Here is a 17,061-nt window from a genome sequence, read left to right as displayed (position 1 = left end):
AAAAAAATACCGTAAATCTGCCTATTTGATTGAAGGCTGGCACTTGTTTGAAGAAGCTGTTCAAGCTGGAGTGACGATTGAGAAAATCTTTGCCCTAGAAAGTTATCGAGAACAGTTAGTTGCTTTTCCGCAAACTGTCTGGGTGTCAGAGGATATTCTGCTAGATTTGGCGGATTCTCAGACTCCACAGGGCATTGTTGCGGTGGTTCAAAAAGAAGAAGTAGGACAAGCTAATTTGAGTCAGGGCAAGTTCTTGTTTTTGGAAGATGTGCAAGATCCTGGTAATGTGGGAACTATCATTCGGACTGCGGATGCAGCAGGTTTTACTGGAGTAATTGTTTCAGATAAATCGGCAGATATCTACAGTCTCAAGACCCTACGTTCCATGCAAGGCAGTCATTTTCATCTGCCTATTTACCGGATGTCTAGTCAAGCGCTTCTTAAGGCAGCCAAAGAAGCAGTTATCCCAGTGCTAGCAACAACCCTATCTAAAGATTCTGTTGATTACAGAGAACTGCCTTCTATAGAAAATTTTGTACTAGTTATGGGAAATGAGGGTCAAGGAATTAGTCCCCTCATGGCTAAAAGTGCAGACCAGTTGGTCCATATTAGTATGAAGGGGCAGGCTGAGAGTCTGAATGTTGCAGTTGCAGCAGGTATTTTAATTTTCCATTTAAGCTAATTTTAACTTTCTTTGTTATAATCAAGGAAAGATGTTCATAGAAAAGGAGAAATGATGAATCACACTACTATTCATGACCGCGCAGGTCTCAATCAATTTTACGCTAAGGTTTATGCCTTTGTTGGTCTGGGAATCGGACTATCTGCTTTGGTATCAGGTCTTATGTTGACGGTCTTTCAGTCTCAGTTGGTTTACTTTTTGATGCAGGGGCGTCTCTGGTTGACCATTGCTACTTTTGCGGAGTTGGCCTTGGTTTTCGTTGCCAGTAGTATGGCTTCAAAGAATAGCCCAGCGGCTCTTCCAGTATTTTTGCTTTACTCAGTATTAAATGGCTTTACCCTCAGTTTTGTGGTGGCCTTCTATACTCCAGGTACGGTTTTGTCTGCCTTTGTATCAAGCGCCCTTCTCTTCTTTGTCATGGCAGCAGTTGGTATGTTCACCAAGAAAGACTTGAGCGGGCTTGGTCGAGCGATGATGGCGGCTCTTATCGGTTTGCTGATTGCCATGGTAGTTAATATTTTCTTGGCTAGTGGTTTCTTTGATTATATGATTAGCGTAGCCATGGTTTTGGTTTTCTCAGGGCTGATTGCTTGGGACAACCAAAAAATTCGCTATGCCTATGAGCAATCACAAGGTCGTGTAGCGACAGGTTGGGTTGTGTCAATGGCTCTTAGTATCTATCTTGATTTTATCAATCTTTTCCTAAGTATTCTACGTATCTTTGGTCGCAATGACTAGAAGGTCCCTAACATCAGTGTTCGAAGGAGCACTGATTTTTTCGTATTTGCTCTTTCCTTTTCTTGGAAATAGGTGTATAATGCTTTTAACTAATTTTTGAGGAGTAGTTTATGAAGAAAAGTTTTATTCATCAACAAGAAGAGATTTCCTTTGTCAAAAACACTTTTACCCAGTATTTGAAAGATAAGTTAGAAGTTGTCGAAGTTCAAGGTCCTATCTTGAGTAGGGTCGGCGATGGTATGCAGGACAACTTATCAGGTGTGGAGAATGCCGTATCGGTCAAGGTTCTCCAAATCCCTGATGCTACTTATGAAGTGGTGCACTCACTTGCTAAATGGAAACGTCATACTTTGGCCCGTTTTGGTTTCGGTGAGGGAGAGGGTCTTTTTGTCCACATGAAGGCCCTTCGTCCAGACGAAGATTCGCTGGATGCGACCCACTCTGTTTATGTTGACCAGTGGGACTGGGAGAAAGTTATCCCAAATGGTAAGCGTAACATCGCTTATCTAAAAGAAACAGTTGAGAAGATTTACAAGGCTATTCGTCTTACTGAGCTAGCTGTTGAAGCCCGCTATGACATCGAATCAATCTTGCCAAAACAAATCACTTTTATCCACACAGAAGAGTTGGTAGAACGCTACCCAGACTTGACACCAAAAGAGCGTGAAAATGCTATTTGTAAAGAATTTGGAGCAGTCTTCTTGATCGGTATCGGTGGTGAATTACCAGACGGTAAACCGCATGATGGACGTGCACCAGACTACGATGACTGGACAAGTGAGTCTGAAAATGGCTACAAGGGTCTAAATGGTGATATTCTTGTCTGGAATGAGTCTCTGGGTGGAGCCTTTGAGTTGTCTTCTATGGGAATCCGTGTAGACGAAGAAACGCTTCGCCGTCAGGTTGCCATCACAGGTGATGAAGACCGTTTAGAATTGGAATGGCACAAGGCTTTGTTGAACGGCCTATTCCCATTGACAATCGGTGGAGGAATTGGACAATCTCGGATGGCCATGTTCCTACTTCGCAAGAAACACATCGGAGAAGTGCAAACAAGTGTTTGGCCTCAAGAAGTCCGCGATACTTACGAAAATATTTTGTAGAGAATCGAACCGCAAGGTTCGGTTTTCTTTCTCTTTTCGCCCATAATTTGGTATAATAAACGGTATGAAAATCGTATCAGGAATCTATGGGGGACGTCCCCTCAAGACACTAGAAGGAAAGACGACAAGACCTACTTCGGATAAGGTTAGGGGAGCCATTTTTAACATGATTGGTCCCTACTTTGAAGGGGGACGAGTCTTGGACCTGTATGCAGGTAGTGGTGGTTTATCTATCGAGGCAGTCTCGCGTGGCATGTCCAGCGCTGTTTTGGTGGAACGAGACCGTAAGGCTCAGGCTATCGTGGCTGAAAATATTCAGATGACCAAGGAAGTTGGAAAATTTGAGCTCCTCAAGATGGATGCAGAAAGGGCATTGGAACAGGTATCTGGGGAATTTGACCTCATTTTCTTAGACCCTCCTTATGCCAAGGAACAAATCGTAGCAGATATTGAAAAAATGGATGAGAAAGAGCTTTTTTCTGAAGATGTCATGGTCGTGTGTGAGACGGATAAGGCCGTCGAACTTCCAGAAGAAATTGCCTGCCTGGGTATCTGGAAGGAAAAAATTTATGGAATTAGTAAGGTGACAGTTTATGTCAGATAAGATTGGCTTATTCACAGGCTCATTTGATCCGATGACAAATGGGCATCTGGATATCATTGAACGGGCGAGCAGACTTTTTGATACGCTTTATGTCGGTATTTTTTTTAATCCCCATAAACAAGGATTTCTCCCTATCGAAAATCGTAAACAGGGGCTAGAAACGGCTTTGAAACATTTGGAAAATGTTGAAGTTGTGTCTTCTCATGATGAATTGGTGGTTGATGTTGCAAAAAGACTGGGGGCTACTTTCCTAGTGCGAGGCTTGAGAAATGCGTTGGATTTGCAATATGAAGCCAGTTTTGATTACTACAATCATCAGCTGTCTCCTGATATAGAGACCATTTATTTACATAGCAGACCTGAACATATCTATATCAGTTCATCAGGTGTTAGGGAACTATTGAAGTTCGGTCAGGATATTGCCGGCTATGTTCCTGATAGTATTTTGGAGGAAATAAGAAATGAAAAAAAAGATTAGATGGCCCTTATATGTCATTGCGGCCTTGATTGTGACTTTCTTGGCATTTGTAGTGCCCTTGCCTTATTATATAGAGGTTCCAGGTGGTTCGGAAGATATTCGCCAAGTTCTTAAAGTAAATGACACAGAAGATAAGGAAGCTGGGGCCTATCAATTCGTTACGGTTGGTGTCCAGCACGCTACTTTAGCCCATATGATTTATGCTTGGTTGACGCCTTTTACAGATATTCGTAGTGCCCAAGAGACTACAGGTGGCTCTTCCGATGTTGAATTTATTCGGATCAATCAATTCTACATGCAAACATCACAAAACATGGCCAAGTATCAAGGGTTAAAAACAGCTGGTAAGGATATTGAACTCAAATATCTTGGGGTTTATGTTTTGACTGTGACAGATAATTCAACCTTTAAAGGGATTCTCAACATCTCTGATACGGTCACAGCAGTCAATGATCAGACCTTCGACAGTTCCAAAGATTTGATTGATTATGTCAATTCTCAAAAATTAGGGGACTCCGTCAAGGTCACCTATGAAGAGGATGGGCAAACCAAGTCTGCAGAAGGAAAAATTATTACTCTAGAAAATGGCAAAAATGGGATTGGAATCGGTTTGATTGACCGTACGGAAGTGACCAGTGATGTCCCAATTCGCTTTTCAACAGCTGGTATCGGCGGACCAAGTGCTGGTCTCATGTTTAGTCTGGCCATCTATACCCAAATAGCTGACCCTGGCCTTAGAAATGGCCGTATCGTTGCCGGTACAGGTACCATTGACCGCGATGGTAATGTGGGGGACATTGGAGGTATTGATAAGAAAGTTGTAGCTTCAGCTAGAGAAGGTGCCGCGATTTTCTTTGCACCTGATAATCCTGTTAGCGAAGAAGAAAAGACAGCACATCCTGATGCTAAAAACAACTACCAAACAGCCCTAGAAGCAGCTAAAACAATCAAGACGGATATGAAAATCGTGCCTGTTAAAACCCTACAAGATGCAATTGATTACTTGAAAAACAATCCCTAGTTTTTAAGTGAAGTTTCCAAACTAGCGCACAAACAGAGAAGATGGTATAATAGTCAAATGGTTCAATTATTATTCACTCTAAGCAGTCACATGCTCTTTATTTATGTGAGTTTTTACCTTTTAAAGGATCTTGTTAGATGGGAAAAGGTTTTAAAAGTGACAGCTGAGAATACAAGAAAAGTCCGTTTATTGATAGCTCTTTTCAGTATTGTAATGGGCTACATCATGAGTTCATTCTTTATCAGCCTGTATCAGTTGTGGCAAGAAGTGCTTAGAGGATTATTATAAAATCAAGAGTAAAGGAAATAAGTATGGAAAAAATTGTGGTTCAAGGTGGCGATAATCGTCTGGTAGGAAGTGTTACGATCGAAGGAGCAAAGAATGCAGTCTTGCCCTTGTTGGCAGCGACTATTCTAGCAAGTGAAGGAAAGACCGTCTTGCAGAATGTTCCTATCTTGTCAGATGTGTTCACTATGAATCAGGTGGTTCGTGGTTTGAATGCCAAGGTGGATTTTAATGAAGAAGATCATCTTGTTGAGGTGGACGCGACTGGCGATATCACTGAGGAAGCTCCTTACAAGTATGTCAGCAAGATGCGTGCATCTATCGTTGTCTTGGGACCAATTCTTGCCCGTGTAGGTCATGCCAAGGTATCCATGCCAGGTGGTTGTACGATTGGTAGCCGCCCTATTGATCTGCATTTGAAAGGTCTAGAAGCTATGGGGGCTAAGATTAGTCAGACAGCTGGTTATATCGAAGCCAAGGCTGATCGCTTACATGGAGCTCATATCTACATGGACTTCCCAAGTGTTGGTGCTACTCAGAACTTGATGATGGCAGCGACGCTGGCTGATGGGGTTACAGTGATTGAAAATGCTGCGCGTGAGCCTGAGATTGTGGACCTAGCCATTCTCTTAAATGAAATGGGAGCTAAAGTAAAAGGTGCTGGTACAGAGACCATTACCATTACCGGTGTGGAGAAACTTTATGGTACGACTCACAATGTGGTCCAAGACCGTATTGAAGCTGGAACCTTTATGGTGGCTGCTGCCATGACTGGTGGTGATGTCCTGATTAAAGATGCTGTTTGGGAGCACAACCGTCCCTTGATTGCCAAATTGCTTGAAATGGGAGTGGAAGTGACGGAGGAGACTGAAGGAATTCGAGTTCGCTCTCAACTAGAAAATCTAAAAGCTGTCCATGTGAAAACCTTGCCCCACCCAGGATTTCCAACAGATATGCAGGCTCAATTTACAGCCTTGATGACTGTCGCAAAAGGCGAATCAACTATGGTGGAGACAGTTTTTGAAAATCGTTTCCAACACCTAGAAGAAATGCGCCGTATGGGCTTGCACTCTGAAATTATCCGTGATACAGCACGTATTGTTGGTGGACAGCCTTTGCAGGGAGCAGAAGTTCTTTCAACTGACCTTCGTGCCAGTGCAGCCTTGATTTTGACAGGTTTGGTAGCACAAGGAGAAACCGTAGTTGGTAAATTAGTCCACTTGGATAGAGGCTACTACCGTTTTCATGAGAAGTTAGCGCAGCTGGGTGCTAAGATTCAGCGGATTGAGGCAAGTGATGAAGATGAATAAGAAATCAGGCTACGTAGCCAAGCGTTTGCTTTTAGTCATTCTGGTACTGGTTTTAGGCCTTCTAGCCCTAGGAATTGGTTTAATGGTAGGTTATGGAATCTTGGGCAAGGGTCAAGATCCATGGGCTATCCTGTCTCCAGCAAAATGGCAGGAATTGATTCATAAATTTACAGGAAATTAGGCTGGTAGACCAGCCTTTTTCTAGAGATAAGGAGAAATATGAACAAAAAAACAAGACAGACCCTGATTGGACTGTTAGTGTTATTGCTTTTGTCTGCAGGGAGTTATTATATCAAGCAGATGCAGACGACAGCTAATGGTCCCAAAACCAAGCTTAGTCAGAAAAAACAAGCGCCTGAAGCTCCAAGTCAAGAATTGGCAGAAAGTGTCTTAACAGATGCAGTCAGAAGCCAAATAAAAGGGAGTCTTGAGTGGAATGGCTCAGGTGCTTTTATCGTCAATGGTAATAAAACAAATCTAGATGCCAAGGTTTCAAGTAAACCCTACGCTGATAATAAAACAAAGACAGTGGGAAAGGAAACTGTGCCAACTGTAGCCAATGCTCTCTTGTCTAAGGCAACTCGCCAGTACAAGAATCGTGAAGAAACGGGGAATGGTTCGACTTCATGGACTCCTCCAGGCTGGCATCAGGTTAAGAATCTTAAGGGTTCTTATACCCATGCGGTCGATAGAGGTCACTTGTTAGGCTATGCCTTAATCGGTGGCTTGGATGGTTTTGATGCCTCAACAAGCAATCCTAAAAACATTGCTGTCCAGACAGCTTGGGCAAATCAGGCGCAAGCTGAGGATTCGACTGGTCAAAACTACTATGAAAGCATGGTGCGTAAAGCCTTGGACCAAAACAAGCGTGTCCGTTACCGTGTAACCCTTTATTACGCTACAAATGAGGATTTAGTTCCTTCAGCTTCACAGATTGAAGCCAAGTCTTCAGATGGAGAATTGGAATTCAATGTTCTAGTTCCCAATGTTCAAAAGGGACTTCAACTGGATTACCGGACTGGAGAAGTAACGGTAACTCAGTAAAAGATAAGATCAACTCCTATGTCACTTGTGGATGTAGGAGTTTTTTTGGACCATTTAAGTAGGGCTAGAATAGACATTGAGAAAAAATAATATGTACTGGATTAAATTTTGTGATATAATAAAGGATAAGATACTATTTTAGGAGAAGAACTATGGAAGACCCAAGTAGTCAGAATTTGTTGCTACAACTTGTTTTATTGTTTATCTTGACGGTATTAAATGCCTTTTTCTCAGCCACAGAAATGGCCATGGTGTCACTAAATCGTGCGCGGGTTGAACAAAAGGCAGAAGAAGGAGATAGACGCTATATCCGTCTGCTGAAGGTACTAGAAAATCCTAACCACTTTTTATCAACCATTCAAGTAGGGATTACCCTGATTACAATCTTATCAGGGGCGAGTTTGGCAGAAACTCTGGGACGAGAAATTGCATCTTGGCTTGGAAATGGCGAAACAGCTTATGCCGTAGCAAGTTTTCTATCTTTAGCATTTTTGACTTATATTTCCATCGTTTTTGGGGAATTATACCCTAAGAGAATCGCTCTTAATCTAAAGGATGCCTTGGCGATTCGTACAGCGCCAGTTATCATTGGGCTGGGGAAACTAGTTAGTCCCTTTGTTTGGCTCTTATCTGCATCTACCAATCTCTTGAGTCGCTTGACTCCGATGACCTTTGACGATGCTGACGAAAAAATGACCCGTGATGAAATTGAGTACATGTTGACAAATAGTGAAGAAACACTAGATGCTGACGAAATTGAGATGTTACAAGGGATTTTTTCACTAGATGAACTGATGGCCAGAGAAGTCATGGTTCCTCGAACGGATGCCTTCATGGTCGATATTCAGGATGATAGTCAAACCATCATCCAAAGTATTTTAAAACAAAATTATTCTCGTATCCCTGTCTATGATGGGGATAAGGATAACGTGATTGGGATCATTCACACCAAGAGTCTCCTTAATGCGGGCTTTGTGGACGGTTTTGACAATATTGTTTGGAAGAAAATCTTACAAGATCCACTTTTTGTTCCTGAAACTATTTTTGTGGATGACTTGTTAAAAGAATTGCGCAATACCCAAAGACAAATGGCAATCTTGCTGGATGAATACGGTGGGATGGCTGGTTTGGTGACCCTAGAAGACCTCTTAGAAGAAATCGTTGGGGAAATCGATGACGAAACAGATAAGGCTGAAATCGAAGTTCATAAAATTGGAGAAGATACTTATATCGTTCAAGGTACCATGAATCTCAATGATTTTAATGACTACTTTGATGTTGAACTGGAAAGTGATGACGTTGATACCATCGCTGGTTACTATTTGACAGGAGTGGGGACCATTCCAACGACTGAGAAACTCAGTTATGAATTAGTCAGCCAAAACAAACAACTTATCCTAACCAATGATAAGGTGAAAAATGGACGTGTTACCAAGGTAAAAGTCCAAATTACCGAAGTTGAAATAGAAGAAGAAACAGAGTAAACTAGAGGCTTTTGTCACCAGGCGTGACAAAGCTTTTTTCAGTTGATTTCAAAAGGAAATTGTGTCCTCGAAAAACTCAGCCCCAAACTTGCCCCAAAAGTTTTTTAAGGTTATACGTATTTATTTGAGGAAAAAGAAAAAGCCCTTTGAATTGGGCTTTCTGTTTAAATGAAACCTGATAAATCAAGTTAAAGAAGGCGGTAGACGGATTTGAACCGACGATCAAGCTTTTGCAGAGCCGTGCCTTACCACTTGGCTATACCGCCTTAACGTTTATTATTATACCTTGAAAATGATTTTCAGTCAATAGCTTTTTCAGATTTTTTGTATCAATAAGCCTAAATATTCTGAAAATTCGTTTACTTTTCTTGAAATCTATGATATAATTGATGATAACCTATACTTTATTTATAAGAGGAGTAAATAAATGAAAAAAAGTCAAGTGCTTGCTGTAGCGGGAGCTACCTTATTAGCGTCAGGAGTTCTAGCTGCGTGTTCAAACACTAGTTCAAATAATGCTAAATTAGCAAAAGATTACCAATATGTTTATCAAACAGATCCAGAAACTTTGGATTATATCGTCAGCAATATCGATTCAACATCATTCGTCACAACAAATGCTGTAGATGGTTTGTTGGCTAATGATAAATATGGTAACTTGGTTCCTTCTATTGCTGAATCATGGACAGTTTCAAAAGATGGTTTGACTTATACCTATAAAATCCGTAAGGATGCTAAATGGGTGACAGCAGAGGGAGAAGAATACGCTCCTGTAACTGCTAAAGACTTCGTTACTGGTTTGAAACATGCCGTAGATGGAAAATCAAAAGGACTTTCAATCGTTAGCTCTTCTATTAAGGGATTAGAAGCCTATATCAAGGGTGAAACAAGCGATTTTTCAACCGTTGGAGTAAAAGCACTTGATGATCAAACACTAGAATATACCTTGAACCAGCCAGAAACTTTCTGGAATGACAAGACCACTAGTGGTGTTTTGATGCCGGTTAATGAAGAATTCTTAACTTCAAAAGGGGAAGGTTTTGGTGCCCCAACCGATGCTAACTCTATTCTTTATAACGGTCCATTTGTCTTAAAATCTGTAACTCCAAAATCATCTATCGAGATGGCTAAAAATGATGCTTACTGGGACAAAGAAAATGTAAAAATTGAGAACGTTAAGTTCACTTTCTGGGATGGTAAGGACCAAGATGTGATTGCCAAAGGTTTTGCTGATGGTCAATATAGCAAGGCTCGTATCTTCCCTACAAGTTCTACATATGAAAAATATGCAGCTGACTTTAAAGATAACATTTACTTTAATGAACCAGGTGCGGGTGTTGCAACTGTCAGCTTGAATTATGGCCGTACAACCTATAACCACACTGCCAAAACAAGTGATGCTCAAAAGACATCTACTCAGAAAGCATTGCTAAACAAGGAATTCCGTCAAGCCTTGAACTTTGCTGTCGATCGCAATTCTTACTCAGCTCAAACAAATGGTACTGATGGAGCCGCAGTAGCCATCCGTAATACGTTTGCACCTTATAATCTTCAAGTTGGTAAGAAAACATTTGGTGAATTGGTACAAGATAGCTTGGCTAAGACAAATTCTTCTACTTGGTCAAACGTGTCTCTAGCAGATTCTCAAAATGGACTTTACAATGAAGAAAAAGCGAAAGAAGTCTTTGCTAAAGCCAAATCAAGCCTACAAGCTGAAGGTGTTGAATTTCCAATCCACTTGGATGCCTTGGTTATCCAAGAATCAACAGCGGTTGTAAACCGTGTTCAATCATTGAAACAATCAATTGAAAAAGTATTGGGTTCAGATAATGTTGTTGTAGACTTACAACAAATGACTCAAGCAGAAGCTTTACCAATTTCATTTAGCGCTCCAACAGCTAAAGAACAAGACTGGGATATCCATACCTTGCTAGGATGGAACCCTGACTATCAAGATCCTTCTACTTTCTTGGATCAATTCGTCCTTAAGGGAGGAAGTACTCGTCTTTACCTTGGTATTGACCAAAACACAGATGCATCAGTAGTAAGCAAACTTGGTTTAGCTGACTATGGAAAATTACTTGATGACGCAAACAGCGAAAACCAAGATGTTCAAAAACGTTATGAAAAATACGCGGTGGCACAAGCTTGGTTGACTGATAATGCCTTGACAATTCCAGTAATGGCTTCTCCTAAAGAAACAGCCGTTTCATATGTTTCAAAAGTTCTACCATTTAGCTCTTCATATTCAGTAGCCGGCCTTAAAGGTGAAAATTCAGGATACTTGAAGTACACTGAAGTTGGTGAAAAAGCAATCACCAAAGAAGAGTATGAAAAAGCTCGTGAAAAATGGTTGAAAGAAAAGACTGAGTCAAACGAGAAAGCTCAAAAAGAATTGGCAAGTCATGTGAAGTAAATAATTTTCAATAGAACTTTCTCTCCATGAGGAGAAGGTTCTTTTGGGATTTTTAAAGGAAATGATATGAAAAAATATATTTTTATGCGTGTTTTGCGGTCATTGGTTTCTATCTTCTTAGTAACAACCTTGACTTACACGATTATCTATACAATGGTTCCTCGAAAATTGATTTTCAAACAGGATACCAACTATAATAAGATTGCGACAACTGCTGATAAACGTGATAACTATGAGAATACCGTTTATGAGCGTATGGGCTATATCGAGTACTACGATACCAAAGAGTTGCAAGAAAAAGCTAGTCAGATGGATGCTTCTGTAACAGTTGAAGCTAATGACACCAACAAGGCTATCTATGAAAAATACATCAAACAAATCGGTCATGGTTGGACCTTGGGAGAATTTACTGAAAGTGGCCAATTCTACGCTACGCGTGAAATCCCGATTTTTGAACGTGTTTTTCACTTCTATGCTAACTTGATTGACATTGATCATACAAATAAAATTCAAGACCCTGAAAATCCAGACTTGAAACGTTACCTTCGTTTTGAAAACGATCCAGCGATCGGATGGTCCTTGGTCGGTTCAGGAACAAAACACAAATATCTCTTGTACTTCAACAGTCAGTTCCCGTTTGTGCATCAAAACTTTGTGAACATTAATTTAGGTGACTCTTATCCAACCTATGCTAATAGCCCTGTTTTACAGGTCATTACTCAAGGACAAGGGCAAACAAAAACATCTCAAGTTCAGTTCCCAACAGGTAAGAAAACTTCTTCTGTAAATATTTACTCAAGAACCTACAAATCGCCTAGTCAGGCTGATTCTCGTGAAGTAGCTAACTATGGGAAAGATGACCCATATACTGCAACTGAAAGCAACTACCAATATCCTTCTATGATTGCTAGCTCTGCAGTCGTTGGATTGATTGGTTTGGTGATTTCTTATGCGATTGCCGTGCCACTTGGTTCAGCTATGGCTCGCTTCAAGAATACTTGGATTGATAGCTTCTCAACAGGGTTTTTGACCTTCTTGATGGCCCTTCCAACCATTGCCTTGGTTTACATTGTTCGTTTGATTGGATCATCAATTGGTCTTCCAGATTCATTCCCTATTTTGGGTGCTGGAGATTGGCGTTCGTATGTTTTACCAGCAGTGATTCTTGGTTTGTTGGGTGCTCCTGGTACAGCTATTTGGATTCGTCGTTACATGATTGACTTGCAATCACAGGACTTTGTTCGTTTTGCTCGTGCCAAAGGTTTGTCTGAAAAAGAAATTTCAAACAAACACATCTTTAAAAATGCCATGGTTCCGCTGGTTTCAGGAATTCCTGGTGCCGTTATCGGGGTTATTGGTGGTGCAACCCTTACTGAAACAGTCTTCGCCTTCCCAGGTATGGGTAAAATGTTGATTGACTCTGTAAAAGCATCTAATAACTCTATGGTCGTTGGTCTTGTCTTCATCTTTACATGTATTTCTATCTTCTCACTTCTTTTGGGAGATATTTGGATGACTATTATTGACCCACGTATTAAATTGACTGAGAAAGGAGGCAAATAATGTCTACAATCGATAAAGAAAAATTTCAGTTTGTAAAACGTGACGATTTTGCCTCTGAAGCTATTGATGCGCCAGCTTATTCATACTGGGGTTCAGTGTTTAGACAATTTATGAAGAAGAAATCAACTGTAGTCATGTTGGGAATCTTGGTAGCTATCATTTTGATGAGTTTCATCTACCCAATGTTTTCTAAGTTTGATTTCAATGATGTCAGCAAGGTAAACGACTTTAGTGCTCGTTATATCAAGCCAAATGCTGAGCATTGGTTCGGTACAGACAGTAACGGTAAATCTCTTTTTGACGGTGTCTGGTTCGGAGCTCGTAACTCTATCCTCATTTCTGTGATTGCGACAGTAATTAACTTGGTTATCGGTGTTTTTGTCGGTGGTATTTGGGGAATTTCAAAATCAGTTGACCGCGTGATGATGGAAGTTTATAACGTCATCTCAAACATCCCATCTCTTTTGATTGTCATTGTCTTGACTTACTCAATCGGAGCTGGATTCTGGAATCTGATTTTTGCCATGAGTGTGACGACATGGATTGGGATTGCCTTCATGATCCGTGTGCAAATCTTGCGTTATCGTGACTTGGAATACAACTTGGCGTCACGTACTCTGGGAACACCAACCTTGAAGATTGTTGCCAAAAATATCATGCCTCAATTGGTATCTGTTATTGTGACAACCATGACTCAAATGCTTCCAAGCTTTATCTCATACGAAGCCTTCTTGTCATTCTTCGGTCTTGGATTACCAATTACCGTGCCAAGTTTGGGTCGTTTGATTTCGGATTATTCACAAAACGTAACAACCAATGCTTACTTGTTCTGGATTCCATTGACAACTCTTGTCTTGGTATCCTTGTCCCTTTTCGTAGTTGGTCAAAACTTAGCGGATGCTAGTGATCCACGTACACATAGATAGGAGTAGAAATGACAAAAGAAAAAAATGTAATTTTGACTGCTCGCGATATTGTCGTGGAATTTGACGTTCGTGACAAAGTATTGACAGCCATTCGCGGCGTTTCCCTTGAACTAGTTGAAGGAGAAGTATTAGCCTTGGTAGGTGAGTCAGGATCAGGGAAATCTGTTTTGACAAAGACATTCACAGGTATGCTTGAAGAAAACGGTCGCATTGCCCAAGGTAGTATTGACTACCGTGGTCAAGATTTGACAGCTTTATCTTCTCACAAGGATTGGGAACAAATTCGTGGCGCTAAGATTGCGACTATCTTCCAAGATCCAATGACTAGTTTGGACCCAATTAAAACAATTGGTAGTCAGATTACAGAAGTTATTGTAAAACACCAAGGAAAAACAGCTAAAGAAGCGAAAGAATTGGCCATTGACTACATGAATAAGGTTGGGATTCCAGATGCAGATAGACGTTTTGATGAATACCCATTCCAATATTCTGGAGGAATGCGTCAACGTATCGTTATTGCGATTGCTCTTGCCTGCCGACCTGATGTCTTGATTTGTGATGAGCCAACGACTGCCTTGGATGTGACCATCCAAGCTCAGATTATTGATTTGTTGAAATCTTTACAAAACGAGTACCATTTCACAACAATCTTTATCACCCACGACCTTGGTGTGGTGGCAAGTATTGCAGATAAGGTAGCGGTTATGTATGCAGGAGAAATCGTTGAGTATGGAACTGTTGAGGAAGTCTTCTATGACCCTCGCCATCCATATACATGGAGTCTCTTGTCTAGCTTGCCTCAGCTTGCTGATGATAAAGGGGATCTTTACTCAATCCCAGGAACACCTCCGTCACTTTATACTGACCTGAAAGGTGATGCCTTTGCCTTGCGTTCTGACTATGCAATGCAGATTGACTTCGAACAAAAAGCTCCTCAATTCTCAGTATCAGAGACACATTGGGCTAAAACTTGGCTACTTCATGAGGATGCTCCAAAAGTAGAAAAACCAGCTGTGATTGCAAATCTCCATGATAAGATTCGTGAAAAAATGGGATTTGCCCATCTGGCTGACTAGGAGGAAGGAAATGTCTGAAAAATTAGTAGAAATCAAAGATTTAGAAATTTCCTTCGGTGAAGGAAGTAAGAAGTTTGTCGCAGTTAAAAATGCTAACTTCTTTATCAACAAGGGAGAAACTTTCTCGCTTGTAGGTGAGTCAGGTAGTGGGAAAACAACTATTGGTCGTGCCATCATCGGTCTTAATGATACAAGTAATGGGGATATCATTTTTGATGGTCAAAAGATTAATGGTAAGAAATCGCGTGAACAAGCTGCAGAATTGATTCGTCGTATCCAGATGATTTTTCAAGATCCTGCCGCAAGTTTGAATGAACGTGCGACTGTTGATTATATTATTTCTGAAGGTCTTTACAATCATCATCTGTTCAAGGATGAAGAAGAACGTAAAGAGAAAGTTAAAAATATTATCCGTGAAGTGGGGCTTCTTGCTGAGCACTTGACTCGTTACCCTCATGAATTCTCAGGTGGTCAACGTCAACGTATCGGTATTGCCCGTGCCTTGGTCATGCAACCAGACTTTGTTATTGCGGATGAGCCCATTTCAGCCTTGGACGTTTCTGTGCGTGCTCAAGTCTTGAACTTGCTTAAAAAATTCCAAAAAGAACTTGGTTTGACCTATCTCTTCATCGCCCATGACTTGTCGGTTGTTCGCTTTATTTCAGATCGTATCGCAGTTATTTACAAGGGTGTTATTGTAGAGGTTGCAGAAACAGAAGAATTGTTTAACAATCCAATTCACCCATATACTCAAGCCTTACTTTCAGCGGTACCAATCCCAGATCCAATCTTGGAACGTAAGAAGGTCTTGAAAGTTTACGACCCAAGTCAACACGACTATGAGACTGATAAGCCATCTATGGTAGAAATCCGTCCAGGTCACTATGTTTGGGCTAACCAAGCCGAATTGGCGCGTTACCAACAAGGGTTAAACTAATAATGGTTTTATAATTTCCATAAAAATTGATATGGGAATTATAAACCTTTTTTGTTGGACTGATTTGAAAAAACTTTGAAAGAGTTTTCGAGAGAAATAGAATTCTTAGAAAATCATTGAATTATAGTGAGATGAAATAAAATCTTAACAACTTGATTAGGAAAGTCAAATTAATTTCTAGAAAAGGTTTAGAAGTCGCGGCGTATTACTCTAGCTTCAATCTACTGTATTCTAATACTCTTCGAAAATCTCTTCAAACCATGTCAGCTCTATCTGCCACCTCAAAACAGTGTTTTGAGCAACCTGAGTCTAGCTTCCTAGTTTGCTTTTTGATTTTCATTGAGTATAATATCTACAATGTAAAAAACTCTAGCTATCAGTTCATTGATAGTTAGAGTTTTTCTATTCATATGATTTAAGGAGTTTAAATAAGGCTTCTATTTCTGATGACGGTGTAGCTGATTTAAGGTAAGCGTAATAAACTGTAAAAGTTATCTTATCCTTCGGTATAAGAGGAATTTTTATTAAATCATCATCTTCATCAGAAAGTGCGATATCAGCCAGTAAACTAAGGCCAATCCCTTTCTTTAAAAGTTCTTTAAGAATGACAATGTCATCAGCCTTAAAGAATATTTCTGCCTTGTTTTGATGCTTCTGATTAAGCGTTTCAAAAGCTTTCAGGTGAACAAAGTGTTCGTCTAAGAGTATAAAGGATTGATCTACTAATTCTTCAAAAGCGAGGGAAGGAACAGTGGCAAAAGGATGGTTCTTAGATAAAACGACATACAGTTCTTTATGAAATAGCTCGTGTGTCTCTATTGAAGGATAATTGAGAGGTTCAATTAAACCGAGTAGGCTTGCATTAAGGTCTCCCTTAAGGAGAAGGTTTAATAACTCTACGGAGCCACCGCGGATAGGGCGTATCTTTTTTAAAAAATCGAATTTATCTTTTTCGTTTAAGGCAGCGAAGAGATACTGAATGATAATAGGAGGGAATCCTACAGTAGAGTATTGTGCCAAGGAGCGGTTAATTTCTTTGCGAGTAGAAATGACCTCAGGTAAGATCAGTTCTGTATGCTTTAGAAGGATTTGTCCTTGAGGAGTTAGCTTGAAGGAACGATGCGAGGGGTCATGGTGAATCAATTTGCAGTTAAAGGCTTCCTCTAAGCGCTTGATAGCATAAGAAATAGATGGTTGGCTGACTTTATGTTGTTTTGCTACTTCCGTATAGGATTGAAGCTGGCAGAGGTCATAAAAATATTGTAGATCTTTTAAATTCATATGGGTTCACTTTCATTAGTTGGAGAAGGAAAATAAGTGGAAAACAGCAGATAAATAATTTTTATCCGTATCCTACAATTTGACTATACGAGTATTCACCAGTTAAAATGTAA

General features: G+C 40.4%; 17 protein-coding genes and 1 tRNA gene. 16 read left to right on the top strand and 2 right to left on the bottom strand.

Annotation, left to right across the window (positions count from 1 at the left end; genetic code table 11):
• The 11 genes from HMPREF2764_RS01280 to HMPREF2764_RS01230 all read left to right on the top strand — a co-directional run.
• Positions 1-682, top strand: a 682-nt coding sequence (locus HMPREF2764_RS01280; RefSeq protein WP_261673648.1) for a TrmH family RNA methyltransferase, incomplete at its 5' end; no start/stop codon positions are given.
• Between the two features lie 54 nt (positions 683-736).
• Entirely contained in the window at positions 737-1,420 is a 684-nt protein-coding gene (locus HMPREF2764_RS01275; protein ID WP_033687311.1) for a Bax inhibitor-1/YccA family protein, read from the top strand.
• A gap of 110 nt (positions 1,421-1,530) precedes the next feature.
• Positions 1,531-2,523: an aspartate--ammonia ligase gene (gene asnA / locus HMPREF2764_RS01270; RefSeq protein ID WP_000748003.1), complete on the top strand. Its 993-nt coding sequence runs from the start codon at positions 1,531-1,533 to the stop codon at positions 2,521-2,523.
• A gap of 64 nt (positions 2,524-2,587) precedes the next feature.
• Positions 2,588-3,127, top strand: a complete 540-nt coding sequence (gene rsmD, locus HMPREF2764_RS01265) for a 16S rRNA (guanine(966)-N(2))-methyltransferase RsmD (RefSeq protein ID WP_004238805.1) — start codon at positions 2,588-2,590, stop codon at positions 3,125-3,127.
• The gene (gene coaD, locus HMPREF2764_RS01260) at positions 3,117-3,605 is read left to right on the top strand and encodes a pantetheine-phosphate adenylyltransferase (protein WP_070526576.1); all 489 of its coding nucleotides are present in this window, start codon (positions 3,117-3,119) and stop codon (positions 3,603-3,605) included. The genes rsmD and coaD overlap by 11 nt, the downstream gene beginning before the upstream one ends.
• A complete protein-coding gene (locus HMPREF2764_RS01255) occupies positions 3,589-4,626 on the top strand; it encodes a SepM family pheromone-processing serine protease (protein WP_000727271.1) in 1,038 nt (345 codons plus the stop codon). Before coaD ends, HMPREF2764_RS01255 begins: the two co-directional genes overlap by 17 nt.
• Before the next feature lie 57 nt (positions 4,627-4,683).
• Positions 4,684-4,914, top strand: a complete 231-nt coding sequence (locus HMPREF2764_RS01250; protein WP_000250389.1) for a DUF1146 family protein — start codon at positions 4,684-4,686, stop codon at positions 4,912-4,914.
• A gap of 23 nt (positions 4,915-4,937) precedes the next feature.
• Positions 4,938-6,221 (top strand): UDP-N-acetylglucosamine 1-carboxyvinyltransferase, encoded by a 1,284-nt coding sequence (gene murA, locus HMPREF2764_RS01245; protein WP_024057810.1) that lies wholly within the window; start codon positions 4,938-4,940, stop codon positions 6,219-6,221.
• Positions 6,214-6,402, top strand: a complete 189-nt coding sequence (locus HMPREF2764_RS01240; RefSeq protein ID WP_049516029.1) for a DNA-directed RNA polymerase subunit beta — start codon at positions 6,214-6,216, stop codon at positions 6,400-6,402. Before murA ends, HMPREF2764_RS01240 begins: the two co-directional genes overlap by 8 nt.
• 38 nt (positions 6,403-6,440) lie before the next feature.
• The gene (gene endA / locus HMPREF2764_RS01235; protein WP_049515993.1) at positions 6,441-7,265 is read left to right on the top strand and encodes a DNA-entry nuclease EndA; all 825 of its coding nucleotides are present in this window, start codon (positions 6,441-6,443) and stop codon (positions 7,263-7,265) included.
• Between the two features lie 152 nt (positions 7,266-7,417).
• Positions 7,418-8,749, top strand: a complete 1,332-nt coding sequence (locus tag HMPREF2764_RS01230) for a hemolysin family protein (RefSeq protein WP_049515991.1) — start codon at positions 7,418-7,420, stop codon at positions 8,747-8,749.
• Positions 8,750-8,944: 195 nt separating this feature from the next.
• Here HMPREF2764_RS01230 and HMPREF2764_RS01225 read toward each other — a convergent pair.
• Positions 8,945-9,015, bottom strand: a tRNA-Cys gene (locus HMPREF2764_RS01225).
• Positions 9,016-9,176: 161 nt separating this feature from the next.
• Between HMPREF2764_RS01225 and HMPREF2764_RS01220 the strand changes: the two genes are divergently transcribed.
• The 5 genes from HMPREF2764_RS01220 (at position 9,177) to HMPREF2764_RS01200 (ending at position 15,667) form a co-directional block, all read left to right on the top strand.
• Positions 9,177-11,165 (top strand): peptide ABC transporter substrate-binding protein, encoded by a 1,989-nt coding sequence (locus tag HMPREF2764_RS01220; RefSeq protein ID WP_000749582.1) that lies wholly within the window; start codon positions 9,177-9,179, stop codon positions 11,163-11,165.
• A gap of 66 nt (positions 11,166-11,231) precedes the next feature.
• Complete coding sequence (locus HMPREF2764_RS01215) at positions 11,232-12,728, top strand: ABC transporter permease (protein WP_000759915.1); 1,497 nt, start codon at positions 11,232-11,234, stop codon at positions 12,726-12,728.
• Positions 12,728-13,654 carry an oligopeptide ABC transporter permease OppC gene (oppC, locus tag HMPREF2764_RS01210; RefSeq protein WP_000103691.1) on the top strand — a complete coding sequence of 309 codons (927 nt, stop codon included), beginning with the start codon at positions 12,728-12,730 and terminating at the stop codon, positions 13,652-13,654. Before HMPREF2764_RS01215 ends, oppC begins: the two co-directional genes overlap by 1 nt.
• 8 nt (positions 13,655-13,662) lie before the next feature.
• A complete protein-coding gene (locus HMPREF2764_RS01205) occupies positions 13,663-14,730 on the top strand; it encodes an ABC transporter ATP-binding protein (RefSeq protein WP_000159550.1) in 1,068 nt (355 codons plus the stop codon).
• Positions 14,731-14,740: 10 nt separating this feature from the next.
• On the top strand, positions 14,741-15,667 hold the full coding sequence (locus tag HMPREF2764_RS01200) for an ATP-binding cassette domain-containing protein (protein ID WP_001291284.1): 927 nt from the start codon (positions 14,741-14,743) through the stop codon (positions 15,665-15,667).
• Between the two features lie 402 nt (positions 15,668-16,069).
• On the opposite strand, the gene HMPREF2764_RS01190 is transcribed toward HMPREF2764_RS01200, so the two are convergent.
• Positions 16,070-16,948 carry a LysR family transcriptional regulator gene (locus HMPREF2764_RS01190; RefSeq protein ID WP_070526573.1) on the bottom strand — a complete coding sequence of 293 codons (879 nt, stop codon included), beginning with the start codon at positions 16,946-16,948 and terminating at the stop codon, positions 16,070-16,072.
• Positions 16,949-17,061: the final 113 nt, after the last annotated feature.

Origin of the sequence: Streptococcus sp. HMSC073F11 (genome assembly GCF_001810785.1) — a bacterium.
Lineage (GTDB): Bacteria > Bacillota > Bacilli > Lactobacillales > Streptococcaceae > Streptococcus.
Note: the sequence above shows the minus strand (reverse complement) of the source record. Positions and strands in the feature narration are given on the sequence as shown.